The following is a 25,811-nucleotide window of genomic DNA, read 5'->3' on the forward strand; positions in this document are numbered from 1 at the left end:
GCATTACTTCTTGTAAGTTCACGGGGAGAGGGGCGGGGGGAGCGGGGGGAGCAGCGGAGGCAGGGGAGGCAGGGGGGGATGTTTCATCCACAACAGTCTCTGTTTTTGTCTGTTTGTAGCCGCCAGCTAATAAAGCGCGATATAACGGGAGTTCAAATAGTTTCCGCATGACGCTTCGGGAGCGTTGTAAGTCTTCTACTGTCTCAAATAGGGGGACAACTTGAATGGTTCCCACGGCTATGGCGGGGTCAAAAAGTCTGGCTTCTTTGGCTAACAGTAATACTTCCAGCACGTCGCTCACGTCGCGGCACATGCTGATAATGTAAGTTTGGCAGATGTTGAGGCCAAATTCTTGTTGGAGCGATCGCACGACGCGAAAAGTTTCAATTACATCGTTGGTTTTTTCAGAAAATGGCAATTCTGCTGGAATTAACGGCCGGCGGGTTTGCAGTTCTCCTGTGAGCCAAGCTACTCTTTGCTCCTCAGATAGTTCGTTGTAAGGTTGAGGTAATATTTGCAGGTATTGTAGGATCTCATCCAGCGCATCGGCATGACGAGATGATTCTTGACGAATATCTAACTGTGTCAAGTTAAAGCCAAAAATTTCTACCTGACAGATGAGATTTTCTAATTCTCGACAGCTTAAACCTGTTTCTGTCAAGTTACGCTGAATCATCCGCAGTTCTGCTAAAAAATCGTCTCCCGAACGATACAGGGGACTATCTTGATTTTTTGGCGTTTCCCGATTGTACAAAGCTAGATTGCGATCGCGGGTATTTTCTAGTCGTTTCAGTACGTAAGCCAGTTTCAGCCGATATGGTTCTTGTCGATAACGCAATGCTAGCGCGTCGTATACCTCACTCAACTGGGACTGATCTAACTCTAGAGATTCCAGCAAATCTGGTAAGACATCACTCCAGTGCATCGATACACTTAACAATTCAATCAGATTTTTCACTGACTGAATATATCTCCCCAGCACCATTTTGCGTTGATAGCAAGCTGTTTGCCAGGTAATTTCTGGTGTGACTGATGGATTCCCATCCCTGTCTGAGCCTACCCAGGAGCCGAAAGAGCAAAAGTTTTTACTTGGTGGTTCTAGCCAAGGAAAGGTACTAGATAGGGTGTGTTTGAAACGTTTATAAAGTTGGGGAATGCCATCAAATAAAACTTCTTGGAAGTAGTGTAGGGCATAGTCTACTTCATCTAACACCGTGGGTTTAAACTGATGAAGTTCGTCAGTGCGCCACCACAAGCGAATTTCTTCGAGCAATTGTTCGCGGACATCTGCTGCTTCCCAGGCATATCCGCCAGATGCAGCACCAGAATGGTTTTCCAAAGCATCCAGTTTTTGCAAGAGTTGCACCACCTGTCGCTGTTTATCGCGGATAGTATGACGAACAATTTCCGTCGGGTGCGCTGTGAAAACCAAACGGACATCTAAGTGAGCAATTAGACGTTGAATTTGCTGGGGTGGTACATTCAATTTGAATAAATAGGGAAACAAAGCAGCGAAAGTCCCTTTTGGTTTGACTGACGCTTTTTCTAGATAATTCTTAGTCAGGAATTCTGCTGCTAGTCCATTGCTAACAGGCGCGTCATTTTCTCTTTGATTGGACGAATAGTTGACATTAGATGCTCTTTCTGATTCTGTCGCTTCTGTTTCTGCCTCATAGCGACTCAATTGCTGCCGTTGCTCGTATTCCTGCTCGATGATGTTAATCAACTGAAAATAGAGAGCGAAAGCCCGGGCCGCGCGAATTGCTTCGTTGATATTTAGTTGTTCAATTAATTTGACGGCTGAGGATGCTTGGTCATTTGTTGCCTGTCCTTCTGGCGAACACAAATCGCGCAACTGCCGCAACAAATCTACCATATTTTGACCGCATTCTTGCCGGAGAACTGACTCCCACAATTCTTCCACTACCTGGAGACGATGACGCAAAAATAATTCCGACACCGGGTATATATCCGCAGTTTGAGACGAAGAGTATAAAAGGGAACCCATATTCTCTATCTTGTAAAGCTAATTACTGTTGACGCTTCTAGGTTTTTTACTGAATGCTCATCGGGTTATTCCTGAGCAAATAATTATTTGGTGTATATTCTCTAAGTTTGATTCGTTTCGTCATTCTCTGGGAAGTCAAGAATGGGTAGGCGATCGCCTCGAAACAATTCTTCACTGGCTTCCCCTATGCTTTCTAGTGCCTTTACCGTGGTTTTTCCGCTAATGAGCAGCAGTAATATAGACGCTGTACCTACTTGTAAAAGGAACGATTTGGGAATGGTAAATAAATCGAGATGGGATGGCGGGTTAGTTGCGGGTTCTTGGTTGGCAGGAGGCATTGCTAATTTTTGGTTATGGGATATGCGATTAATCGCGTCTGTACAGTAGTCAGAAATTAGGAGTTAAGATGACTCCAACGATCGAGGGATGGACTTTAAATGAGATAAACTTGTTGTCTGTTTCGTTCATCAAGCGCAGTAGACGCGAATCCGGTATTAAAGGACAAGTCATCAGTTAGTCATATAGAATTATTCTGACTTCTGACTTCTGAATTCTGACTCCCTATTAGTAAAATAAACGCAAAACTCAATATTAGTCAGACTTGCAACCTGTACAAGACTATCTTGGCCGATTTTGTGAGCTTCGAAGGTAACAAAATTGTTAAAAAAAAACGTCAGAGTGTGATAGACAGATGGTTCTAGTTTACAAGTGCAGGCACTATCCCCTAACAATCGCTGACTGTAAAGTTAACTTCCCATGAAAACAGTATTACCAGATCGCCAGCAATCCTTAGTGCAGTGGGTAAGCCAAGCCACAGGGATCAACACTTTCGGGGTGAAAGTCCGGTTACGGGGAAATGACCTTCATATTCTTTGTGAAGGTACAGAATGTCCACAGCGTTGGCGTACTTTGTCTGATTTGCTGCAAGCACTACAGCAAACAAACTTAGATATCCTCACAAACCGCGAACAAACCTCAATATATCAAGTATTTGTCTATGGCCGAAGAAAAGGGGAACAGCGCCCTAAATGGTGCCATCGGGTTTACTTGAATCAAATAGATAAGCATTTGGAGCAGGTAGAACAAGCCTTGCTAGCAGATTCGGAAAAATCAAAACAATCCGGTGGGGCGCTAATTGTCTCTAACGAAAGTTTGGCACGTCAAGGGAACCCAGAAGCGATCGCCAGATATCTCAGCGAAACTCTGAGTAGTTTGGGTGTATCAGTACAGGCAAAGATTAAGCCATATAAATCAAAGAACTCTGAGCCAGAAGAAAATCGCCTGTGGATATTTTGCCAGTCGAGCTATAGTCCTGATGCCTCATTGCTTGCTGAACCCATCGCAGAGAAGTTGCGTTATCTCAAGCTTTCCGGCTACCAAGATGCCGTAATTGTTTCCCAGGTAAGGGGCGAAACTGCCCCTGATTGGCTGCTGCGTGTGGATTTAACGCCGCCAGAAGTAATGCTGAAAGAATGGGCGCGTTGGGGTGATATCCAAGCGATCGCCCGATTATTAACTGAGGTACTATCAGGATTAAAAGTTGCTGTCCAAGCTTCTCTGAAAGAATCAACACTACATATCTTTTGTACGCCAGCTTTTGATCCTTTAGGAACTGCGCCAATTCCAGACAAAGCATTGTGCTTAAAGCTCATTGTCCCCCAGCTAGAAGCGATCGCCCCTCAAGGCATTATTGCCACCACCGTCTACGGACAAAAAGCAGGCGACAAGCAACCCACTTGGATTGATTGGCTAGCTTTACCCGCCACAAACCATCCCGCCTTTGCCACATCCCCGCTAGATTTGGCAAATACTGGCGATGAACCAGCCATCATATTTTTACTGGAGCGTTTACTCAATCCTGACCTGGATTGGCGTTTATTGACAGGTGGAATTCGCGTCCTCCTGTTGAAAAAAAATGATTTACTGCATATTCTATGTGATGCGCCTGTTTGTCCAGGTCGTCAACAAGTAGCAAGTAAAATTACGCAGTTTATCCGCCATTTGAAAATTCCCGGTATTATGGGAGTACGTATATACGGTCGCCGGGCTGGGAATAAAGAACCTTTTTGGCACTATGGCGTTGATCTCAAACATCGCCAACGTTTAGTACCAGAAGCAACCCCAGAATTCGCCGCTACTTCTAAATACGTTAATGATTTAGTAACCTCTGAGACTAGTGAGCCAATTTTGCGCCCCGACTTAACAACAGAAGAAGTTCAAAGTTTTGTAACAGAAGCAGCGCGAGATTGGATAGCAACGGCAAGTGCAACCGCGAAAAGATTCCTGTTAAAAAGCCAGTTATTTACTGAAAGCGACCAGCCAGCAGAACAAAGCCCTGACAATCAAGGACTTAAAATTGCTCTAGTTTGGGGAACACTGGGATTATTACTGACCCTGCAAACTGATTGGGTATTGGGTCGAATTATTGCACAGACTACGCCGAGTTCGTCAAAAGTGGCCAGTGCCTTACCTTCATCATCTGGGCAAAAGGTATCTTTGACATCTGGGAAAACTCAGAGCGAGAAAACGACATTTTTTAGCCACACTCCTAAAACAAAATCTCCTCCAAATCAGAGTTCTGTATTTAATGCTTCGGAATTTACCCAAAGTGATGATACCCCGACAAAGAATTTGGCAGCCGCACCACTGAAAGAAAAAGCAACCGCAACAGCTATTCTTTTAGCAGCGCGATCGCAGATGCCAAGTTTCAATGTTAGGCAGTTAGACGAACAACTAGCACTGTACAAACAGCGTTTGGCTAGAAGCAGTACTCCGCCAGATGTATTAATTGTTGGCTCCTCCCGCGCCCTTAGAGGAGTAGATCCAGCAGCACTTTCTAAAGCTTTAGCAACTCAGGGCTATCCAAATCTTGACGTGTTTAACTTTGGCATCAACGGTGCTACCGCACAAGTTGTAGACTTTGTAATTCGCCACGTGCTGGAACCATCAGAACTACCCAAAATAATCATCTGGGCAGATGGTGCGCGTGCTTTCAACGGTGGACGCGAGGATATTACCTTTAAATCCCTTGCTACATCAGCTGGTTATAAACAAGCATTTCAAAAAACACCAACAAATGGAAGTACCAATGATTTGCCAGAGAAAGAGAATACAGTAAATTCAGTAGAACAAAAAACCAACGATGAAAAACAAGAGGTCAGTACATATCAAGCTATCAACCAGTCATTGAATCAGGCTCTAGCATCTGTTTCTGCTAGCTATCAAAACCGCGACCAAATAAAGAGTTTACTGCAAAAACAATTGCTTATACATGGTCGAAGTCAGACAGTTCCATCAGAAAAACAGCTAACAGATGGTACTTCAGATGAGAGTATTTCTCAGCAAGCAGTTGACTTTGATGGCTTTCTACCTTTGTCTATTCGCTTCAATCCTGCTAGGTACTATCAAAAACATTCTAGAGTTCCCGGAAATTACGACAACGACTATAAATCTTTCCAAGTAGAAGGAGAGCAAGATGCTGCTTTCCAAGAAGTGCTTCAGTTTACCCAGTCTCAGAAAATTTCCTTAGTGTTTGTTAACATGCCTCTCACGGCAGATTATTTAGATCCAGTGCGTAAACAATATGAGCAACAATTTCAGCAATATATGTTGCGTCTAGCGACTAATCCCAACTTTATTTATCGAGATTTAAGCCAAAAGTGGCCAAAAGCAAATGACTACTTTTCCGATCCCAGCCACCTCAACCGTTTTGGCGCATACGAAGTCTCTAAAAAGCTGGCTAATGACCCGATGATTCCTTGGCCAGTGAAGTAAGCAGTAGGGGATTGGGGACGGAGGAGAATAATCTACAATGCCCAATGAAAAATGACAAATGACAAATGACTAAAAAATGAACTTTATATCAATTTTCTATGGGCTGTTCTTGTTGAGTGTTTTAGGAATTTACTGGTCTTTAGCACAACAGAAATTGCGACTGTGGACGTTGTTAATTGCTAGTTTGGTGTTTTACGGATCTTTGCACATCCAATACATACCATTACTATTAGCATTGACGTTTATTAATTTCCGTGTAGGGCTAGAAATTGGTAAAAATACATCACCAGGAAAACATTCTCTTGACTGGCAAATTTCTAATGAAGAGTGGCAATTTGCTCAAGGTGACTGGAATCGTCGTCGTCTAAAAGTTTTGTGGTTAGGTATAACTCTAAATGTTTTACTATTATTAACTTTTAAGTATGTAACCCCTTTATTCAAGTTTTTTTTCAATATCCAAACCAACTCACCAGATAATTCCTTTAAATTGATTGCACCTTTGGGAATTTCATTTTTCACCTTTGAATGCATTGCTTATTTAATAGATGTCTATCGCGGTGCGCCTGCTACCGATCAGTTTCTCAAATTTGCCACCTATAAATTATTCTTCGCCAAACTGATTTCCGGCCCGATTACGCGCTATCACAACTTAGCAAATCAATTCAATACGCTAGATTTTCCCAGTGCCGATAGAGTAGCAGAGGGGCTATGGTTAATTGCTAGAGGCGCAGTCAAAAAAGGTATTTTTGCAGACCACCTAGGAATTTTTGTGGATTTATGTTTTGGTAACTTACAACGGGCGGGTAGTACCGATCTCTGGTTAGCGACATTCGCTTATGGGTTGCAGTTATATCTAGATTTCAATGGTTACGTAGATATTGCCCGTGGGAGTGCCTTGCTTTTCGGCTTGGTTCTACCTGAGAATTTTGACTTTCCCTACTTCAGCACCAGTATTGGAGAATTTTGGCGGCGCTGGCATATCACTCTAGGAGATTGGCTACGTAACTATGTCTACTTTCCTTTGGGTGGTTCCCGTCGGGGTTTAGTCCGTACCTGCTGGAATTTATTTACTGTGATGGTAATCGCTGGTATCTGGCACGGGGCTTCTTTGGGTTATGTCATTTGGGGCATATTCCACGGGTTAGCTTTGGTGGTTCATCGACTTACAGATGCAATGAGCGATCGCTATGAAAAACTAGAACATTTCTGGCAAAATCCTCTAGGGATCTTTGTCGCTTGGTTCTTGACTCAACTGATGGTTTTTACCTCTTGGATTTGGTTCCGTCTACCTAATCTCCAAGACTCTTCTTTAGTAATTCGACACCTTTTGGGTTATCCTGCTGACGCTCAGTTTGCCGAAAAAGTCTATGTAGAAGCCTTAAACATCAGTCAATACCAACTCGCTTGGGTACTTCTAGCTTTAGCTGCCATGATGGCTGTAGTCTATGCCTTCAACAGAATGCTGAAGTTAGAGTTTAACTGGCCTATTAAGCTTGTCTTTGTCCCTCTATGTTTCTACGCTGTTTGGTTATTAGCTCCTGAAGGTAGTTTGCCCTATATATACTTTGATTTTTAAGTTCCTACCAACAATCGACAGCAACATAAGGCAATTTACAACTTATTATTTTGTTACAAATCAACAAAAATTAAAATTTTTTAACCAGGCGATTTGTAAAGGAATGTAAAAATAATTAAATAGGCGATCGCATCATTGAAAGTTATAGCTAGTCTGGTGTTGAAATGCTTTACAGAGAGTTAATCTATAAGTCTTTTTTAAGTAGTAAGACTTGACAGTTTGATGAGCTTTTTAAGGAATTTAATTACAGAATATTAAGCCCCAGTCCGCATCCAAGTAAATTCATGTAGACTCTATTTAACAGGCGAAAATAGAATCTCGCTTGTTCCATTTTTAACAAAAAACAGCACTTATAAAACCATGACCACAACCTTACAACGGCGCTCTGGCGCTAACGTATGGGATCGTTTTTGCGAGTGGATTACCAGCACAGACAACCGGATTTACATCGGTTGGTTTGGTGTCCTAATGATCCCAACCCTACTAGCTGCTACTGCTTGCTTCGTAATTGCCTTCATCGCAGCACCTCCAGTAGACATCGATGGCATCCGCGAACCAGTTGCAGGTTCTTTAATCTACGGAAATAACATCATTTCCGGTGCAGTTGTTCCTTCCTCCAACGCTATTGGCTTGCACTTCTACCCAATTTGGGAAGCTGCTTCCTTAGATGAGTGGTTGTACAACGGTGGCCCTTACCAATTGGTAGTTTTCCACTTCTTGATCGGTTGCGCTTGCTACCTTGGTCGTCAGTGGGAACTTTCTTACCGCTTAGGTATGCGTCCTTGGATCTGCGTAGCTTACAGCGCACCTTTGGCTTCTGCTTGTGCAGTATTCTTGATCTACCCAATCGGTCAAGGTTCATTCTCTGATGGTATGCCTTTGGGTATCTCTGGAACCTTCAACTTCATGATTGTGTTCCAAGCAGAACATAACATCTTGATGCACCCCTTCCACATGTTAGGTGTGGCTGGTGTATTCGGCGGTTCCTTGTTCAGTGCAATGCACGGTTCTCTAGTGACTTCTTCCTTGGTGCGTGAAACCACCGAAACCGAATCTCTTAACTACGGTTACAAGTTCGGTCAAGAAGAAGAAACCTATAACATCGTTGCAGCCCACGGCTACTTCGGTCGTTTAATCTTCCAATACGCATCATTTCAAAACAGCCGTCAATTGCACTTCTTGCTCGCAGCTTGGCCTGTCATTGGTATCTGGTTTACCGCTTTGGGTATCAGCACAATGGCGTTCAACTTGAACGGTTTCAACTTCAACCAATCAATCATTGACTCCCAAGGTCGCGTCATCAGCACCTGGGCAGACGTAATCAACCGCGCTAACTTGGGTATGGAAGTAATGCACGAGCGTAACGCTCACAACTTCCCCCTAGATTTGGCTGCTGGTGAAGTTACACCTGTAGCAATGACTGCTCCTGCTATCAACGGTTAATTCTGAAGATTAGCTAAATAAAAAGCGCCCTCCAAAAATGGGGGGCGCTTTTTATTTAGCTACCTAAGACATTAGACTCCACTATGTTAGATTCAAGCTACAACTCCTGCTGATGAGGAATTAGTTAATGGCGGCTTCTGTGGAATATGACTTAAATATAGCGGTTCTCAGTTGAGTGAGGTACAAGAACCCCACCCCCAACCCCCTCCCCGCAAGCGATGAGGGGGCTATGATGTACTTTGTATTATTAGGAAACGCTATATATAATAGCGCTTCCATCCCTCCTTTAGAAAGTGGCGATCGCTTAACACGCCATGAGATCGATCGTCGTTATACAGTCGTAGAAGATACAGATGGTTTAAAAAGGTTGCTGAGTAATAAAAATTTAAAAAAATATCTGCGGTCTTTGGGTACAATTACTAAATTGTGACTCATTTATATTAGTAAATACATTGATATAAATAAAAATAATTATCAAAACTGCGGGAGCATCCCGTTTTGGCAGATCACCCTGCGCTAAGGCGCACGCTACGCGAACAGACTAGTAGTCTGCGGCTATACAAAGGAAGTCCGCGCAGGTGGACTTCCTTTGTATAGCCGCGATTTCCAATGGCCTGGTGTTTCTTCCAAAAGTGGATGCTCCCAAAACTGCGAGCAGTGAGTAAACTAACTACTGATGATATTAATTGTGTTTCCACTGAACTACAAGTCTGAGATTTTAGTTTTCGTCTCAATTCAATATAAAATCTAAAACTTAAAATCCAAAATCAACATGGCAAACCTAACTCCTAATTCTAGTTTTAGTTTGACGCTGCGCTTGCAGATTCCCAATCGGATAGGGATGTTGGCATCGATAACCCAGGCGATCGCAACTACTGGCGGTAATCTCGGTCAAATTGATCTAATCGAGCAAACCCGCAAAGAATCCACCCGCGATCTGACTGTGGATGCTGCTAGTACTGAACACGCTGAAACCATTGTGCAAGCAGTGAAAGCATTGCCAGACATCAAGTTACTCAGTGTTTACGATCGCACCTTTAATTTGCATCGCGGTGGCAAAATCAGCATTACCAGTAGAATTCCCCTGAAGAGTGTTTCCGATTTGGCAATGGCTTACACACCTGGAGTCGGTCGAATTTGTACGGCGATCGCTCAAGATCCAGAGGAAGTTTACAAGTTAACCATCAAACAAAACACTGTTGCCATTGTTACCGATGGTAGTGCCGTTTTGGGATTGGGAAATCTCGGCCCAGAAGCTGCTCTCCCAGTCATGGAAGGCAAAGCAATGCTATTCAAGGAATTTGCAGGGCTAGATGCTTTTCCCATCTGTCTAGACACTCAAGATACAGAACAGATTATCCAGACAGTTAAGAATATCGCGCCAGTTTTTGGGGGTGTGAATTTAGAAGATATCGCTGCACCTCGCTGCTTTGAAATTGAAAAGAGATTGCGCGAAGAGTTAGATATCCCCGTTTTTCATGATGACCAACACGGTACAGCCATTGTCACCTTAGCAGCATTGTTTAATTCTCTAAAACTGGTACATAAGACAATGGCAGAAATCCGCATCGTGATTAACGGTGCTGGGGCGGCGGGAATAGCGATCGCTCGCTTACTCCGTACAGCTGGGGCAGAAAAAATCTGGATGTGCGACTCTAAAGGGATTATCTCTACCAGTCGCACCGATTTGACAGAAGAAAAACTCGAATTTGCCGTGAAAGCTCAGGGTACATTAGCGGGTGCGATGCAAGGGGCAGATGTGTTTATTGGTGTTAGCGCACCGGGAGTTTTGACACCAGAAATGGTGCATTCAATGGCGAAAGACCCAATTGTGTTTGCAATGGCAAATCCCATTCCAGAAATTCAGCCAGAATTAATCAGTAATGATGTTGCTGTTATCGCTACCGGTCGCAGTGATTATCCGAATCAAATCAATAACGTCCTAGCTTTTCCTGGGGTATTCCGTGGGGCTTTAGATTGTCGGGCAAAGACAATTACCACCACAATGTATTTAGAAGCTGCAAATGCGATCGCTTCTTTAGTCAACCCTTCAGATTTAGATCGGGAACATATTATTCCTTCAGTCTTTGATCAGCGAGTAGCCAAAGCTGTTGCTGCTGCTGTGCAACAAGCAGCGCGTCAAGAAGGTATCGCTCGGAATTAAGTAAAATACATTTCCAAAAATAGTAGAGACGTAGCAGTGCTACGTCTCTCTACAAGGGTTTTGGATACAGCGCTTCCGGCTATTATGCAATACAGCTTTTCTCCTTTCCCCTATTCTGTCAAGGTTTTCAGTTTTAAAGTGTACCTCATAGCTGCCGTCAGTGCTGTAATGCTCTCCATGATTTTATGATTTCGGTTGTACAGCTTGCCTAACAATTTGTTCGTCCAAACGGTCAGATTAAGGAATGGCGAAAAACTCGTCCCCATTTGGTGATTGGATAAAGCAATATCATCTAAAAGCCACCATTTTGTCAACTGTTTGCAATGAAGTATCAAGCTGGGGACGAGTTCTTACAACAACTGCCGCTAATTTTGGCGGGGCCAATCCTAAAACATACTGAACCAGAGTCAGTGACAGTATGGGTTGCTCTAAAACAGTCTTGTAAAGTAGAACTCAAGGTTTATGAAACAACAAATGATGGTGAAGCGCTAGGAAATTGCTTATTAGAGGGAGAACGCTCAAGCTTTGCTCTGGGTAAAAATCTTCATGTAGTTGCAATAACGGCTCGATCTCCGGTTGGATGTCGCCTAGCTAGCGATCGCCTCTATGCTTACGATCTCCAGCTTACTATTGCAGGCCAAACCCAGCAAATGCAACAAGCATTATGCTCAAACTCTTTTCCTACAGTCAGCATCAGCTACTTCGCTCATCAAAAACCAACCTTTGTTTTGCCGCCAAACCGTCTGCAAGATTTGCAAATTGTCCATGCTTCCTGTCGTAAACCTCATGGTCATGGGTTTGATGCACTGCCAATTCTTGACAGTTTAATTGAAACTTCAGCCAATCAACCCCAACATCGCCCTCACCAGCTATTCATGACTGGAGATCAAATTTATGGCGACGATGTAGCAGATCCATCGCTGTGGGTTGCTACTACTCTTGGTGATGCCCTTTTGGGTTGGGAAGAACAACTTCCGGTGAATGGAGTTTACTGCACTCCCCAGCAACTACCCCCTGGAGAGCGGGCTGATGTGGCGACAAATCAAGCTGGTTTGACCGCAGGATTACATAATAAATCGGAGAAAGTTGACAGTCATCTGTTCAGCCTGGGTGAATATTACGCTACTTATTTACTAGCTTGGTCGCCAGTGTGCTGGCCGACTACATTTCCCCAAGGACATCAAGTAACGCGCGATCGCCATGCTATCAAAGATTGGAACCAAGCAGTCTGGCATTTACGCCAATTCATCTACACCCTTTGGAAAGTGCGTCGCGCCCTTGCCAATATTCCCACGTACACCATCTTTGATGACCATGATGTTAGTGATGACTGGAACTTAAACCAAGCTTGGTGTTTGCGAGTGCTGGGTCGTCCCTTGGGGCGAAGAATAGTCCAAAATGCTTTGTTAGCTTACACGGTGTTTCAAGGATGGGGCAATACACCAGGGCAATTTGCAAAGGGTAAAGCCGGTGAAAAGCTGTTGACGGTTGCACAAGCTTGGTCTGCATCCCAAGGTATGGATGCAAAGGCTGATGAAGCGATCGCTCGTTATGTCGGGATGCCAGCCAACGATTCCGCTACAGGCTTACCTATTTTAGTCCGAGACGGTGCGGTATTTATTCTGGATCGAGATCCTGAAGCACTGACTTGGCACTATATAGTCAGGAGCAATTGCCATGAAGTAATTGTGCTGGATACACGGACTTGGCGGGGTTATCCAGCCGATCAAAAACCAATCGCGCCACCAATGCTGTTGTGTCCGCAAGCCTTTGAGCAACAACTAGTTTTACCTTTACAACAAGTAGCTGAAGAAACTCAGATTTCAAATACATTTGTGATTGCACCCACGAATGTATTTGGAATGCAAGTCGTTGATTTGATTCACCATTGGAACTTGAAACAAGAGAAAGTTTTTTCAACGGATGTTGGAGATGCTTGGAACATTAATATGCAAGCACTGGCGAAATTTTTAACCACCTTGTTTGAAGAACGTCAACAAATAGTTATTCTCTCTGGAGATATCCATTACAGTTCTGTTGCTCACTTGTCTTATACACGCACCCATTCCAACTTGCAGTCTGTCTTAGTGCAGTTAACCGCTAGTGCATTGAAGAATGAAGAAACTTTGACGCGGCTGATTCATACACGATTGAAAGATTTGCTGCTACCAGAAAAGGTGCGACATTGGATCGGGTGGAGTGACCCACCGAATATGGTAGAAGTTTCAGCAAAACAATTATTTGGTGGGCTACGCCCATACCAGATGGTAACTAACTATGACTGGCATTGTGTGCTGGAGTGGATACCTCGAAAGACTGTCCAGACTTCTGCCTACACAGCAGATATATTATCTTTGATAGCTCCCTGGAAACGAGCCGAAGATGCTAAATGGAAATGGTTACAACCCCTGATGTTTTGGAAATCTCGTTGGCTTCAGGAGGGGCGAGAAGTGGTTGGATTAAATAATTTAGGTCTGGTTCACTTTGAGTTTGCAGACAGGAGTCGTTCTGATAAAGTTATTCAGGATTTGTACTGGTTTTCTTCTTGGTATCCCACCCAAATTGTTTACAGTCGTTTTGAGAGCCAGTTAACACCCAATCAGTCTTTATTAGAATGACCAGCTTTGTTCTATGAATGGGAATTTGTGTTGTATATGTGGGAACTCTAGATTTAATAAATTTACTGGAGAGTGATTCCTATGTCTACGACCCAAATTAGTGCAACCTTCGCACAAACAGAGAAAGAAGCTGTGTTGCAAGCGATCGCCACCATTAAAGAAAAGCTACCATTTTTGGTTGATTTGAGTGCAGATGACCGAAAAGCTTTACCCAAGATGGGAGATAAGAGTCGGGCATTTGTCAGCAAAGCATTAGAGGTGGCGACACAGAACCCAGAGTTTTTACCGCGATCGTTTGACTTGGAAGAGATGCGGAAGGATGTGCAGTTATTTGAAGCGTTGTATCCTGTATTGTTGTCCTTGACGCAGTTACAAGAGTTGGTAGATGATACATCTCTTGCAGTGGGTAGTGAAGCTTATGCAGCCGCGTTACAGGTGTATAACTACGCTAAAGCCAGTGGACAGGGCGCGGGTTTAGATGCAGTAGTTGTGGAAATGGGGCAACGATTTGCTCGTAAACCTGGAAAATCCAAGTCTCAAAAAGCAGCGTTGTAGAAAATAGCTCAGTACTTGCACTTAAAAGGTGCAATATTAAAGCTCAGAATTTGAATGTTGGAGTTAAAAGCACAACATTTCGAGTTCTGAGCTTCATTTTTTAAGTTCAGAGGCTCAACCTTTGAGTAAAAAGGTGCAACTTCCGAGTTCAGAGGCTCAACGTTCGAGTAAAAAAGTGCAACTTTCGAGTTCAGAGGCTCAATGTTCGAGTAAAAAGGTGCAACTTTCGAGTTCAGAGGCTCAACGTTCGAGCAAAAAGGTGCAACTTCCGAGTTCAGAGGCTCAACGTTCGAGCAAAAAGGTGCAACTTTCGAGTTCAGAGGCTCAATGTTCGGGATAAAAGCTTAATGTTTGAGGTTCAGCAGTCTGAAACTTGAGCTAAAGTCTTAATATTTTAGAAGTCGAAGCTAAGAGGTTGAACGAATAAGTATTTCATTATGATTTTAGGCACTTAGCGATCCCCCTTAACCCCCTTAAAAAGAGAAATTGTAGTTTAATTTTTTTTTACAGCAGCAGATAAACGCAAATGCAGCTAGCTCCCCTGTTCCCAATTGTCTATCGTATTCTCCAACCGACTTTTCCCAATTGCCTTTGGCGTGGAAATCCTCATAGTAAAGCGATCGCACTGACCTTTGATGATGGGCCACATCCTCAATACACACCCGAAGTTTTGGCAGTGTTAGACCATTACCAGATTACAGCTAGTTTTTTTTGGTTGGGTGTTTGCGTCAACCGTTCACCAGCGATCGCCAAAGCTGTTAGCGATCGCGGCCACTGGATCGGATTACATAGCTACGATCACCGCTCTTTTCCCCTACTTTCTCCAAATGATTTGAAGGACAGTTTAGAAAAAACCCAAGCTGCTATCTACAATGCTTGCAATCTGAAACCCGAACAAGTGCGAGATGTCCGCCCCCCAAATGGTTTTTTTACACCTGCTACTTTAAAATTATTTTTTCAATGGAATTATCGCCCAGTCATGTGGAGCGTTGTACCAGAAGATTGGGTGCGGCCAGGTGTCAACACTGTAGTAGAGCGAGTTATGCAGCAGGTAAAAAATGGTTCCCTAATTGTCTTGCATGATGGTGTTTGCGGTGGACAAGATGTTGCTGCCATAATTCAAATTCTCATTCCGCAACTGCTACAACAAGGCTATGAGTTTGTAAATGTTGATACTCTGTGGCATCAAACTAAGACCAACTAAAGTATAGGATAACTCTGAAATGTGAACGCTGATTCATAAAATTTACATCGCTCTAATACCAATTCTCTATAAATGATGACGATTCTTGTCTTTGGTGTTTTTAGCAGTTCGCTTTTAGGGATTTCCAAGGAATAAATTATCCTAAAAAACGAACCACAGAGACAAGGCAGCGTGGTATTGGGGGTTTCCCCCATGAGCGACTGCCGCGCAGAGAAGCCAGTGCGTTGCGGGGGTGGAGGAGTTTGTAGCACCTGGCGCAACACAGAGAGAAGAGAGATTAAGAGGATTTTTGCGTCAGCTTTGGAATATTTTTTTATTTGGAAGTCCCTTATTTGTTAATCTGGGTGCTTTACACTTTTGACTTAACTGCTGGGTGTGATGCTTGTAAAGGCTGAGGCAAATTCCAGTCGGGACGCAAGCTAGCGGCGTTGCGTAAATAGATATGATGAATTGAGGCGGAGGTTGGCAGATAAGCGTGAATTAAAAACCGAATGCAGCGCTGTAAGCTACCTTCAACGTGCATTTGTTGCACATCTAACATAGCCACATTATCCCAACCTGGTCGCGCTCTAGCGATCGCAGCTGGAAAAATCGCATCTAAGTCGCGTGTCACTGAGAAAGTCACACTAATCATGTCAGCCGGCTGAAATTCATTGCGATTTTCTAGTTCATCCAGTAGTTCTGTCACTACGTCTCTGATTGCCTCAACAGTATTTTCGGAAACGGTTGTTGCTCCACGAATAGCCCGCATTTGCCACTCCACGCCAAAATCCTCCTTAATTAGTCATTAGTCATTAGTTATTAGTCATTGGTCATTGGTCATTTGACTCTGAACAAAGGACAAATGACCAATGACAAACAACCATTTATGGCCTATACAACCACAACGGTAAACCACTAGTAGACACTTCAAATTCAAGCCAATCAATACCAGATCGAATTCCTGATGAAAACTGACGACTCCCTGGTAGAAGACGATTTAATAAGGGTTTACGTTCTTCTAGGGTATAGCAGAGAGTTTTTTCTGGATCGAGTCCGACCAATTCTGCTGTCCAGCGACGGGCATCTTCTTCTGTACCCAGGCGGTCTACAACACCCAACTCTAGGGCTTGCTGTCCAGTAAAAATCCGACCATCGGCGAAACTTTTCACAGCTTCTACTGTTAAAGAACGGCCATCAGCTACCGTTTGGACAAACTGCTGATAACTTGTGTCAATCAACTCTTGCAGGATGTTTTCTTCTGGTTGAGTTAGCTGTCGGTCAAAAGCCAAAATGTCTTTATAAGGGCCAGACTTAATTACCTGGAAGGAAACACCGATTTTTTCTAGCAAGCGTTCCAAGTTGTTTCCGCGCAAAATCACACCAATACTACCCGTAATTGTGCCTGGGTTAGCAACGATGTATTCGGCTCCCACGCCGATGTAGACACCTCCAGAAGCCGAAATATTGCCAAAGCTTGCGACAATTTTAATTTTTTCGCGTAAACGCTTCAGAGCGCTATAGATTTCTTGAGAATCTCCGACTGTACCCCCAGGGCTATCGATACGGAGCAATAATGCCGGAAACTTCTTTTCTTCTACAGTTTTCAGGGCTTCTAGCACGCGTTTGCGAGTTGCACTGGCGATCGCACCAGTAATTTCAATCCGCGCAATTTGTTTTCTAAACTTGGGCTTAAACGGCCAAACCATGAGTTGTAAACATACCTCGTAATAAACTCAATATAAGATCCTCAGAGGTCAGACGACCTCCTTTGGTCTGTTAAGAAACATGAGCAGGCATTTTGCTCATCAGGATTTTAAGGAAGTTTTTATCTTTTGCAGTGAGTTTTATTTGATATTCTCAATGAATACTAATAAATTCCTTAAAAATTGCAGTCAATCCAAAATGCCAAATTCTAGTTTAACGTTCAACATGGTGGTTTAGCACAGACTATTTTAGCTGTTTTGCATAATTAAAAGTTTCAAAGCCCTTAGTATATTAGCTTTTTGACTGTTTTAGGATTCCTTTACTGCGATCGCGCCCATACAAAAATCCTCAGTAATTAATAACTAATAACTAATTAACAATAAGTATTTAATTAACAATTTCGGTATTCAATTTAATTAATAAAAATTCATCCAGCAACACTAATCCCTATTTAGGTTAAGACCAGTAGCACTTTCACTTTAGGAAATATCAATTTTTCCTCTGTTGTACAGCCCATGAATACCTGACAAAGCTATTTACACCATTCAGGAGTTTATTCGTAAAATTTGATACCGATAATAAACATACGTATCAAACAGTGACCCGACAAAACTACAGGTCAAGCTAATCACAAATAATCCTCGGAGGGGAGTTCCACTGCCAAAGGTGGCGAGAAAATGCATAATCTGAGTAGCGATCGCCTCTGTTAACTCTTGTAAACCTGGAAAGTAACCGATGAGAGATAGAAACAGTAGTCCGCCACCAACTAGCAAGACGGGAGCGACAAAACTAAAAATGATTGTAAGTAGTAAAGAGCGGAGAAAGTTAATGAAAATAGTCATTTGGGACAAACTCCGTGAGTAGAGATGACAATAGCCAGATAGCGGTTTGTCATTTTCTACAATACGTGCGATCGCTCCTAAGCAGCCAATCTGTCAAAAATCTTAAGTTTTCATTAAAAGAAACGGCTACTAGTTACAGCACGTGCTGGGGATATAAGAAATAATTTAAATCTCCAAAAGCCTTGCAAAATCAAGCTTAAAACTAAGTTAGCACCCATATTATTGGTTTGCGGTATGTTTAATAACAGCTTCCTTTTCTGAGAGCATCTTTAATCTAAGTTAATAATCACCCCCATTGTGAGCAAGAAGGATGAGGGAGAAAGAATCAATCCCCAATCCCCAATCCCCCATTCCCTATCCCAATGACTTCCGCTATTCTTAAGGCAGTTACCGAGTTAGCTACAGAACATTGAACCAGACTACATCCAAATCCAGTTTAGGAGAATGGAGTCAGCGATTGCTGGCGGCGATTTTTCTGGGTGGGCAAGTCCTAGTTCACCTATTGAAAGGCAAAATCCATCGGCGCAACACCTTGGAACAAATGGCAGCAGTTGGCCCCGATTCCCTATTTATTGCCCTATTGACGGCTATTTTTGTCGGCGCGGTGTTTACCATTCAGGTGGCGCGGGAATTTATCAACTTTGGCGCAGGAAACATTATCGGCGGAGTGCTTTCTGTAGCGTTGACACGAGAACTCTCTCCCGTGTTGACAGCAGTGGTTTTGGCGGGACGAGTCGGTTCTGCCTTTGCAGCCGAAATCGGTACCATGCGAGTCACAGAACAAATCGATGCCATGTTGATGTTAAAAACAGATCCAATCGATTATCTAGTTATTCCCCGCGTTCTTGCTTGCTGTTTAATGCTACCAATTTTAACCCTCCTGTCTTTGGTAACAGGGATGTTCGGAGGATTCATAATTGCGACAAATGTCTACAACCTATCTGATACGGTATTTATAGACTCAGCCCGTAACTTTCTTGGTATCTGGGATATTTTGAGCGCGATGATTAAGGCGTGTTGCTTTGGAATTTTAATCGCCGTAATTGGTTGCAGTTGGGGGTTGACGACAACAGGAGGAGCCAAAGGTGTAGGACAGTCAACCACAACTGCTGTTGTGACTGCCTTACTGATTATATTTGTTAGCAACTTCTTTCTTTCTTGGTTAATGTTTCAAGGGCTTGGCAGTGCATTCTTGAAAGGCTTATAAGAGGGACGCGATTAATCGCGTCTGTACAGGAGTTAAGAGTTATGAGTTAAAACTCCGAATTCCTCACTCTTAGTTCCTGACTCCTAAAATAGGAGATATGCCTAGTAAATAAAGCAGGATTTAAGACTGTGACCAGTTCATTTGCTCCTAACTCCACATCAACTGTGGAACTAAAGCCTAGTTACAACATACCTATAGTGTTGGTAATTACCGCTATTCCACTACTGTTGGTACAACCGTGGGTAGGCTCCATTTTCACACTATTTGGTTTGTTTCTCATGTTTCAGGCGTTAACGCTGCGTTTGCAATTTACCGTCACCGACTTAGATATTTACAGAAGCGAAAAATTAATTCGGCGCTTTCCTTACCAGGAATGGCAAAACTGGCGGATTTTCTGGAATGGAGTCCCTATCCTGTTTTACTTTAAAGAAATTAAAAGTATTCACTTTTTGCCGATTTTGTTTGACCCTAACACCTTGAAAACTTGCTTAGAACAACGTTGTCCGCGTATTTAGTCGTATTTAGTGCGGATACTGATTAAATCTGAGGTTTATCCAGAACTTGGGGAAAAATCCCCAAATATTACCAAAGTTGATTTTATGCAGCTTCATAAAGAACTGGTATGAGTACAATCTGTGCTGAGTCGTTTCGATCTAAACTCATAACTCAGCACTCATTACTCACGACTTTTATAGCCGGTCAATTGTAATATTTCTGAAAGCTATTTATTCGCATCATAGGAATTACACTATTGTTTATGAACCCAGAGGCATCTCAAACCCCAGAACCAATTGATGAGCGGTTGGCAGAAACACAAGAACAGAACAATACAGTTGAACATCCAGTCAATCCATCTGTTGAGTCAGTGGGAGAAACAGGAGGCGTTAGCTCATCAGAAGACTACGCAACTTTTGAGCCACTCATCTCCAATGCAGAAGTGGTAGATACTACAGTAGAGCTAACAGAAAATTCAAATGGCGAGTTTGTGGCGCAGTCAGAACCGGAAAATACCGCACTGGGGTCAGAAATAGAATCTTCATTATATGCAGAAGCAGAGCAGCGAGTGGCAGAGTTGCAGAGCGCTGAAGTAGCCCTCAAGTCAGAAATAGCCATGCTGCAAGCTTCTTACAAAAACCTTCAGGTACAAGTGAGTGAAACTCAAACTTCCCTGGGACGACTCGTGCAAGAGTCGCTGGTGCAGTTAGAACAACGCAAACAAACCCTACAAATTTCTGTAGAACAACTAGAACGTCGTCAAGAACGTATCCGCAACGAGATGCGAACCACTTTTGCTGGTACATCCCAAGACTTAGCAATTCGGGTACAGGGTTTTAAAGACTATCTCACGGGTAGCTTACAGGATTTGGCTGTTGCAGCTGAACAGTTGCAATTAAAACCAACTGTGGTGGAACGAGAAAAACCATCTGTAAAAGAGGCTAAACCAGTTGAAACCCAACCTGGAATACCGCAATTTGCCCAGCAGCAGTTTCAAGATACTACAAAGCAAATTCGCCGCCTAATTGACCAATACCGCAATAAACCCGATTACTACGGCCCAGCGTGGCAACTACGCCGTACCTTTGAACCAATCCACGCAGAACGAGTTTCTAACTGGTTTTTTACCCAAGGGGGACGGGGTGGTTTGCGGACAATGGGTAGCCGCTTACAAAATATTCTGATTGCCTCATCTGCAATTTCGATATTACACAAGCTGTATGGCGATCGCATTCGTACTTTAGTCTTAGCTAATACACCAGAGCGATTAGGTGAATGGCGGCGCGGCTTGCAAGACTGTCTGGGAATCGGTCGCCCAGATTTTGGCCCAGACCGAGGCGTGGTATTATTTGAGGCATCTGATGCTCTGGCTCAGAAAGCAGACCGATTGACGAAAGCCAATCAACTGCCTTTAATTATCATTGACGACTCAGAGGAGCAAATCAGTTTGTCCCTACTGCAATTTCCTTTGTGGTTAGCTTTTGCTCCCGATCCCAAAACCGTGAGAAACTATGATGATGATTTTTAATTAGTTATTGGTCATTGGTCATAGCAATTTGATGTGAGACTTGACTGTATTTACGTAGGGGCAATTCATGAATTGCCTCTCTAGTATGTAGTTTTGTTTAATTGCTATAGGCGCATCTTCAAAAAGAAATGGTATTAAGAGGTATTTCTCTAGATTTTTAAATTTTATTATGGCTATCTGGTTAACTCTGTGCGGCGTAATTGTCCTTATAGCTTACCTTTTGGGTTCTTTTCCCACTGGGTACATTGCTGTGAAGCAGTTAAAGGGTATTGATATTCGGCAAATTGGTTCGGGTTCCACTGGCGCAACTAATGTGCTAAGAATCTTGGGGAAAGGGCCAGGAGCATTCGTTTTAGTACTTGATTCCTTAAAGGGAGTATTAGCGATCGCTCTAGTTTACTGGTTATTCAATTTTGCCTCTAGTCAAAATTTTATCCCCCCAACGGTAGATGTACAACTGTGGCAACCGTGTATAGTAACCTTAGCTGGGTTAGCTGCCATCTTGGGACATAGTAAATCAATTTTTTTGGGCTTTACGGGTGGTAAATCTGTTGCTATCAGCTTGGGGATTTTGTTGGCTATGAGTTGGCAGGTAGGTTTAGCAACAGCCGGCGTGTTTGCCGTTGTTGTGGCGATATCGCGGATTGTCTCTTTAAGTTCAATTGCAGGTGCGATCGCAGTTTCCATTCTAATGGTATTTTTGCATCAGCCGTTACCCTATATTCTGTTTGGGATTGCCGGCGGATTGTATGTGATTTTGCGCCATCGCACTAATATTGAACGACTGTTTGCTGGTACTGAGCCAAAAATTGGGCAAAATGTAGCGACGGAACCAGAACAAACAGCTTAATTTACCACCTGCAAATATATTTTTTGTTCAGCCGGGTTTAGGTTTAAGCTTAGGAATGAACGTTCTCTTTCATTAAACGGTGGATAAGGCGGCAAGGCCAGAAAAAAGCTCCACAAACACTTACTGAGGCGACGGCAGCCACAATTCGCCAACTTGAACTAGGGTCAGTGGGAGATTCTGAAGGGCGATCTTCTGTACTTTTTGCTAGTTCTGGTACTGAACGAGATAGCTGACTGGCTGTAGTTACCCCTTCAATTGCTGCTCCAATGAGATAAGCTACTAGGGCAATTACTAGCCAGTGATTCATAATATTCAACTGTTTAAACTCTGAGCGTATGCTTGGCAGTGAGCAATCGATTTCTCGTGCTAATGATTGCCGCCTTGCCCAAATGATAACCGACCTTCAGCCGTATCACGAATAAGAGGCAGTTTAGATTTTATATAAGTATTGAGGCTGCTATCTGCCTGGGCATCAATCACCTGCTTTGCTTTTAACTGCTGGAGGAGCAATTGTACTAAAGCTGCATCGTCAAAATGGAGCAGGGTGTTGACCTGGGTAGACTCGATTACAGCCCAAAGCTGTTGCATCATTTTGGCAGTCACCATGAGTCTGTAACCTCTTAAGCTTTTCTTTATATTTACACAGATTTGGAATTTGTGGTTATCTCTTATCTGAAGATTTATAAAGATGGCGGCTGGGAACGGCTGATTAAGCCAATTACAGTTAAATTCTAGCGTTTACCCTGCGCTTGTTATGGAGTGACTTCCGTCACCATGTCGGATACTTGTAGTAGAAGTTTATTGTGAAACTCTGACACAAGAGGCTTCTTTACCAGAAGGATCGGGAAAAATAGCTAAAGTGTGATATCCAGGGTTATCTGTTCCATACATCACTCGAAAAGTATACAACTTATTTTTCCCTTGGGCTTCAGTAACAACTGTTAAAAGTGTATTGCTAGTGGTTGGAAGCCCAGGAATGTCCAGTTTTTTAATTCGTCTGAGTTGAATGACATTCGCTGCTGAGTTTTTACAATCTCCTGCATTATTATCAGGTTTTGAACCAAACTGCATACATACTGGCCCATCAAAATCCATAGTTACCTGTGATGGATCGTTTAACCAAACTTTTTTTATTACTTCTCCAGCCGGAATAAAGCTTAAGTTTGTTCCTTGTTGATACGAAACATCAATTGTAGGTATTAGTCCCCCTAAGCCTTGCGCTTGGCAGGAAAAGATGGAACGCAGAACGGCGTTATTAGCTACAGCCCGACCTGCCAATAACGATATAGCAACCGAGAAAATTAAGGAAGCTATAGGTAGGAAATAAGAATTATTTAGCGTATTTCCTGACAAGTTAGTATTCTTTTTCATCGTTGCAAATGGGGGACATTGGTAGATAAAACAAGTGGAGAGGATCAAGATAGAAAAAAATTATTACCAATTACCATTACCCAATCAACAATCTAAAATTGGTATAAATCCTACCTCCTAAAACTGAGTTGCTTGATTAACGTATATTTCAATACTTGTACCGGCTGGCAAAAACCAAACATTTGTTTGCTGTGACATTTGGGCGATCGCCTGTTGATTGCGTTGGGCAATTTGGGGTACTACAGAGTTCAAACCACCTTCTACAACACCAGCTGCAAGGTTGCGTCTGTTGGTAGTCACAGTTGTAAGTTGGCTGCTGCTGCTGGTAGTGCCGTCGGCATTGGTAACTGTTGAAATAAGTGGTTGAAGTTCAGTATCACTACGATTTATTAACTCTGCTGCTTTACTAAGACCTCCCAAAACGAATAGTCCTGCATCCATTGACGCTATAGATGAACCTTGACTGGGAAATTTATTTGCAATTAAAGGTTTACCTTGGGTACCGCGAATAATAATTGCATTGGTGGGTAAGCTTCTTTCTGTAAGGTTGCCATTATTTTGCGAGACAACTTTGACTACATTCATCTGTAAAAAACCTTGTTCGGAAAGAGAACGAACTTCAGTTAAGAATTCTGTGTTTGCAGGTAGAGCGATCGCACCATCGGTAGATTTTAGCGGTTCTTTCAATCGGATCACAAAGACATTTTTCCCTTCACCTGCGTCATTCCCATTGGTTGACTTAGTAGTTTCTCCAAATATCGCGGTTGCCAAAATAGCTTTGGCGCTGGTTCCTACTGCTACAGATTTCTGTCCCTGCTGTTGCGCTTGACTAACCACAGGAGGAGGAGTTTCTGGTTGTGGAGTTTGTTCGGGATTGGTGTTTGGGGTTTGTTCGGGATTGGGGTTTGGAGTTTGTTCGGGATTGGGGTTTGGCGGCTGTCGTTGCACCTGGCTATCATTTGGAGGTGCATAAGTAGCTGCAACATTATTAGGTTGCTCGGTGACATTTACTTGACCGTAGCTACCTAATTTTGCTAACCTTGCCCATTCTTCAAGTGGGCTTGGTGGCGGTGGTGGAGTTGCAATGACTACGGGTTGAGTGTCTGGCTTCACAACTGGTAGCTGGGCTATTGGCAAAGGTTGAGAAACAGGCACTTTAACAATGCGCTCGACTGTGATTGTCCGAGGCACGTAAGCTATTGGTGGGGATGTTGGGATCACTCTCTGTCTACCTCTGGAAGAAACTAACGGTTCTGGTTGTACGGCTACTGTAGGCGTTGGTTTTGCTATTCTGAGATTTTGTTGGGCGGCTTTCACTAACTCTGCTTGTTCAGTTAGGGCCAATTTCGTTTTGAGAGTATCTACTTCGCTTGCTAGCTGTTGAGAGCTAGATTCATTAGTTGGCTGCGATCGCGCTTGGGGAGAAACAATATTTTTTGGTTTTTGACTGCTAGTGTTCATCAACTGAGACAAAAACAAACCAGCCACCAAAACTACAGCTAAAGTCCCAGCCCCCACCAAACCTAATTTTGCAAAGGGGTTAGATGAAAGAGGTTCCTTAGTCTGAACTTCTTGTGGTTGAGAAAGCGATTCTGGCGGCGTTGCAGAGTCTTCTGCAACTTCGCTATAGCCAGAAGAAGATTCTTCTTCAAAGCCCACCAACCTTGCCATCCGTGATTCCCAGTCAAAAGATTCTACAGATTGTAGTTGGCGATCGTCGGTAGTTAAAGTAAATACATTTTGTGGAGGAGTTTCTGCGGGAATTGAATATCTAGTCATGGTAGAGCTTGGTTGGGATTCCCAGAACAATTTTTATCTTGAATTTCACAGACATTATAAATTTCTAACCTAGCTTCACCGAGGCGGTAAGCTGCGAAGTGCAATGGTAGTGCTGCATTTGGTAGTGAAGTTGCTGGTTCATCTATAGCTCTAACTAAAATTTGTTTATTAAAGGAAACTGATTTTCCCAACTTATCATAACCGTTAAAAATTAATTGATTGGCGAGGATCTCCACTTTCCACTTTCCATCGCCTATTTTTGTAGGTTGTGAAACTTTTTGTATTACTAATACATTCTCGTTTCCTCTAGTAACGTTTTCAAATTGGCTATCTGGATTTAAATTAGTAATTTCTGACTTAAGCTTTTGTTTGAAATTATCAGCTACCAGTTGGGAACTAACTTCCCAAACCTCTATTGGTGGCTGCTGCTGCGACCAAGTAAGCATTAAGCTCATAGTTTCACCCACAAAGCGCCGAATCGTTTCTGGTTGTCGCTCTAAATTTTGTTGTGGGTCTACTGTTATAACGCGACCATCAACAAGTTGTACTAAACTTTGAGGTGTAAGTTGCCGACCTAACTGTTGTAACATAGACCCGTTAAATATTAGTAATAGCAAGGTAAACAGATGTAAACCAAATGTTCCTACTGCTAAGACTGGTAAAGGGTTATTTTTCTTATTTTCTGGTTTAAGTAACTGCATTAAGAATTTA

Annotated in this window: 22 protein-coding genes; 12 read left to right on the plus strand and 10 right to left on the minus strand. The window is 43.0% G+C overall.

Annotation, left to right across the window (positions count from 1 at the left end; translation table 11 throughout):
• Window positions 1–2,008: phosphoenolpyruvate carboxylase (locus tag V7K55_RS07970; protein WP_334829921.1), on the minus strand; the 2,008-nt coding region annotated here is incomplete at its 3' end.
• Window positions 2,009–2,109: 101 nt separating this feature from the next.
• A complete protein-coding gene (locus tag V7K55_RS07975) occupies window positions 2,110–2,346 on the minus strand; it encodes a hypothetical protein (RefSeq protein WP_334829923.1) in 237 nt (78 codons plus the stop codon).
• Window positions 2,347–2,764: 418 nt separating this feature from the next.
• On the opposite strand from V7K55_RS07975, the gene V7K55_RS07980 reads away from it, so the two are divergent.
• The 8 genes from V7K55_RS07980 (at window position 2,765) to V7K55_RS08015 (ending at window position 15,342) form a co-directional block, all read left to right on the plus strand.
• Window positions 2,765–5,782 carry a DUF1574 family protein gene (locus V7K55_RS07980; RefSeq protein ID WP_334829925.1) on the plus strand — a complete coding sequence of 1,006 codons (3,018 nt, stop codon included), beginning with the start codon at window positions 2,765–2,767 and terminating at the stop codon, window positions 5,780–5,782.
• A gap of 76 nt (window positions 5,783–5,858) precedes the next feature.
• Window positions 5,859–7,358, plus strand: a complete 1,500-nt coding sequence (locus tag V7K55_RS07985) for an MBOAT family O-acyltransferase (RefSeq protein WP_334829927.1) — start codon at window positions 5,859–5,861, stop codon at window positions 7,356–7,358.
• A 360-nt stretch (window positions 7,359–7,718) separates the two neighbouring features.
• Window positions 7,719–8,801 carry a photosystem II q(b) protein gene (gene psbA / locus V7K55_RS07990; protein ID WP_334829929.1) on the plus strand — a complete coding sequence of 361 codons (1,083 nt, stop codon included), beginning with the start codon at window positions 7,719–7,721 and terminating at the stop codon, window positions 8,799–8,801.
• Between the two features lie 229 nt (window positions 8,802–9,030).
• The gene (locus tag V7K55_RS07995) at window positions 9,031–9,231 is read left to right on the plus strand and encodes a hypothetical protein (RefSeq protein ID WP_334829931.1); all 201 of its coding nucleotides are present in this window, start codon (window positions 9,031–9,033) and stop codon (window positions 9,229–9,231) included.
• A gap of 342 nt (window positions 9,232–9,573) precedes the next feature.
• Window positions 9,574–10,965, plus strand: coding sequence for a malic enzyme-like NAD(P)-binding protein (locus V7K55_RS08000; RefSeq protein ID WP_334829933.1), 1,392 nt, complete (start codon window positions 9,574–9,576; stop codon window positions 10,963–10,965).
• A gap of 323 nt (window positions 10,966–11,288) precedes the next feature.
• On the plus strand, window positions 11,289–13,583 hold the full coding sequence (locus V7K55_RS08005; protein WP_334829935.1) for a PhoD-like phosphatase: 2,295 nt from the start codon (window positions 11,289–11,291) through the stop codon (window positions 13,581–13,583).
• An 81-nt stretch (window positions 13,584–13,664) separates the two neighbouring features.
• Entirely contained in the window at window positions 13,665–14,138 is a 474-nt protein-coding gene (locus tag V7K55_RS08010; protein WP_334829937.1) for a hypothetical protein, read from the plus strand.
• 526 nt (window positions 14,139–14,664) lie between these two features.
• Window positions 14,665–15,342: a polysaccharide deacetylase family protein gene (locus V7K55_RS08015; RefSeq protein ID WP_334829939.1), complete on the plus strand. Its 678-nt coding sequence runs from the start codon at window positions 14,665–14,667 to the stop codon at window positions 15,340–15,342.
• Window positions 15,343–15,691: 349 nt separating this feature from the next.
• Here V7K55_RS08015 and aroH read toward each other — a convergent pair whose 3' ends face one another.
• The 3 genes from aroH to V7K55_RS08030 form a co-directional block, all read right to left on the minus strand.
• Window positions 15,692–16,105, minus strand: coding sequence for a chorismate mutase (gene aroH / locus V7K55_RS08020; RefSeq protein ID WP_334829941.1), 414 nt, complete (start codon window positions 16,103–16,105; stop codon window positions 15,692–15,694).
• A gap of 103 nt (window positions 16,106–16,208) precedes the next feature.
• On the minus strand, window positions 16,209–17,030 hold the full coding sequence (sppA, locus tag V7K55_RS08025; RefSeq protein ID WP_334829943.1) for a signal peptide peptidase SppA: 822 nt from the start codon (window positions 17,028–17,030) through the stop codon (window positions 16,209–16,211).
• 543 nt (window positions 17,031–17,573) lie between these two features.
• Window positions 17,574–17,870, minus strand: a complete 297-nt coding sequence (locus tag V7K55_RS08030) for a hypothetical protein (RefSeq protein WP_334829946.1) — start codon at window positions 17,868–17,870, stop codon at window positions 17,574–17,576.
• Between the two features lie 409 nt (window positions 17,871–18,279).
• Here V7K55_RS08030 and V7K55_RS08035 point away from each other — a divergent pair, with 409 nt between their 5' ends.
• The 4 genes from V7K55_RS08035 to plsY all read left to right on the plus strand — a co-directional run bounded on the left by V7K55_RS08035 (window position 18,280) and on the right by plsY (window position 21,950).
• Window positions 18,280–19,077 (plus strand): MlaE family lipid ABC transporter permease subunit, encoded by a 798-nt coding sequence (locus V7K55_RS08035; protein ID WP_334829948.1) that lies wholly within the window; start codon window positions 18,280–18,282, stop codon window positions 19,075–19,077.
• A gap of 128 nt (window positions 19,078–19,205) precedes the next feature.
• Window positions 19,206–19,592: a DUF3119 family protein gene (locus tag V7K55_RS08040; protein WP_334829950.1), complete on the plus strand. Its 387-nt coding sequence runs from the start codon at window positions 19,206–19,208 to the stop codon at window positions 19,590–19,592.
• A 242-nt stretch (window positions 19,593–19,834) separates the two neighbouring features.
• Entirely contained in the window at window positions 19,835–21,100 is a 1,266-nt protein-coding gene (locus V7K55_RS08045; RefSeq protein ID WP_334829952.1) for a DUF3086 domain-containing protein, read from the plus strand.
• Between the two features lie 169 nt (window positions 21,101–21,269).
• Window positions 21,270–21,950, plus strand: coding sequence for a glycerol-3-phosphate 1-O-acyltransferase PlsY (gene plsY, locus V7K55_RS08050; protein ID WP_334829954.1), 681 nt, complete (start codon window positions 21,270–21,272; stop codon window positions 21,948–21,950).
• A gap of 49 nt (window positions 21,951–21,999) precedes the next feature.
• Here plsY and V7K55_RS08055 read toward each other — a convergent pair whose 3' ends face one another.
• The 5 genes from V7K55_RS08055 to V7K55_RS08075 all read right to left on the minus strand — a co-directional run bounded on the left by V7K55_RS08055 (window position 22,000) and on the right by V7K55_RS08075 (window position 25,801).
• Entirely contained in the window at window positions 22,000–22,257 is a 258-nt protein-coding gene (locus tag V7K55_RS08055) for a hypothetical protein (protein ID WP_334829956.1), read from the minus strand.
• Between the two features lie 59 nt (window positions 22,258–22,316).
• Complete coding sequence (locus V7K55_RS08060; protein WP_012410606.1) at window positions 22,317–22,556, minus strand: hypothetical protein; 240 nt, start codon at window positions 22,554–22,556, stop codon at window positions 22,317–22,319.
• 192 nt (window positions 22,557–22,748) lie between these two features.
• Window positions 22,749–23,321 (minus strand): hypothetical protein, encoded by a 573-nt coding sequence (locus V7K55_RS08065; protein ID WP_334829958.1) that lies wholly within the window; start codon window positions 23,319–23,321, stop codon window positions 22,749–22,751.
• Between the two features lie 117 nt (window positions 23,322–23,438).
• Window positions 23,439–25,100, minus strand: a complete 1,662-nt coding sequence (locus tag V7K55_RS08070; protein ID WP_334829960.1) for a hypothetical protein — start codon at window positions 25,098–25,100, stop codon at window positions 23,439–23,441.
• A complete protein-coding gene (locus V7K55_RS08075) occupies window positions 25,097–25,801 on the minus strand; it encodes a hypothetical protein (RefSeq protein WP_334829962.1) in 705 nt (234 codons plus the stop codon). The genes V7K55_RS08070 and V7K55_RS08075 overlap by 4 nt, the downstream gene beginning before the upstream one ends.
• Window positions 25,802–25,811: the final 10 nt, after the last annotated feature.

The sequence above is a fragment of the Nostoc sp. genome (genome assembly GCF_036919895.1).
In the GTDB taxonomy this organism is placed as follows: domain Bacteria; phylum Cyanobacteriota; class Cyanobacteriia; order Cyanobacteriales; family Nostocaceae; genus Nostoc.

What these genes read in the sequence shown, in the direction of transcription:
- V7K55_RS07975 (WP_334829923.1), bottom strand. Translation starts at nt 2,346, where the DNA reads ATGCCTCCTGCCAACCAAGAACCCGCAACTAACCCGCCATCCCATCTC.
- V7K55_RS07980 (WP_334829925.1), top strand. Translation starts at nt 2,765, where the DNA reads ATGAAAACAGTATTACCAGATCGCCAGCAATCCTTAGTGCAGTGGGTA.
- V7K55_RS07985 (WP_334829927.1), top strand. Translation starts at nt 5,859, where the DNA reads ATGAACTTTATATCAATTTTCTATGGGCTGTTCTTGTTGAGTGTTTTA.
- psbA (WP_334829929.1), top strand. Translation starts at nt 7,719, where the DNA reads ATGACCACAACCTTACAACGGCGCTCTGGCGCTAACGTATGGGATCGT.
- V7K55_RS07995 (WP_334829931.1), top strand. Translation starts at nt 9,031, where the DNA reads ATGATGTACTTTGTATTATTAGGAAACGCTATATATAATAGCGCTTCC.
- V7K55_RS08000 (WP_334829933.1), top strand. Translation starts at nt 9,574, where the DNA reads ATGGCAAACCTAACTCCTAATTCTAGTTTTAGTTTGACGCTGCGCTTG.
- V7K55_RS08005 (WP_334829935.1), top strand. Translation starts at nt 11,289, where the DNA reads ATGAAGTATCAAGCTGGGGACGAGTTCTTACAACAACTGCCGCTAATT.
- V7K55_RS08010 (WP_334829937.1), top strand. Translation starts at nt 13,665, where the DNA reads ATGTCTACGACCCAAATTAGTGCAACCTTCGCACAAACAGAGAAAGAA.
- V7K55_RS08015 (WP_334829939.1), top strand. Translation starts at nt 14,665, where the DNA reads ATGCAGCTAGCTCCCCTGTTCCCAATTGTCTATCGTATTCTCCAACCG.
- sppA (WP_334829943.1), bottom strand. Translation starts at nt 17,030, where the DNA reads ATGGTTTGGCCGTTTAAGCCCAAGTTTAGAAAACAAATTGCGCGGATT.
- V7K55_RS08030 (WP_334829946.1), bottom strand. Translation starts at nt 17,870, where the DNA reads ATGACTATTTTCATTAACTTTCTCCGCTCTTTACTACTTACAATCATT.
- V7K55_RS08045 (WP_334829952.1), top strand. Translation starts at nt 19,835, where the DNA reads ATGAACCCAGAGGCATCTCAAACCCCAGAACCAATTGATGAGCGGTTG.
- plsY (WP_334829954.1), top strand. Translation starts at nt 21,270, where the DNA reads ATGGCTATCTGGTTAACTCTGTGCGGCGTAATTGTCCTTATAGCTTAC.
- V7K55_RS08055 (WP_334829956.1), bottom strand. Translation starts at nt 22,257, where the DNA reads ATGAATCACTGGCTAGTAATTGCCCTAGTAGCTTATCTCATTGGAGCA.
- V7K55_RS08060 (WP_012410606.1), bottom strand. Translation starts at nt 22,556, where the DNA reads ATGGTGACTGCCAAAATGATGCAACAGCTTTGGGCTGTAATCGAGTCT.
- V7K55_RS08065 (WP_334829958.1), bottom strand. Translation starts at nt 23,321, where the DNA reads ATGAAAAAGAATACTAACTTGTCAGGAAATACGCTAAATAATTCTTAT.
- V7K55_RS08070 (WP_334829960.1), bottom strand. Translation starts at nt 25,100, where the DNA reads ATGACTAGATATTCAATTCCCGCAGAAACTCCTCCACAAAATGTATTT.
- V7K55_RS08075 (WP_334829962.1), bottom strand. Translation starts at nt 25,801, where the DNA reads ATGCAGTTACTTAAACCAGAAAATAAGAAAAATAACCCTTTACCAGTC.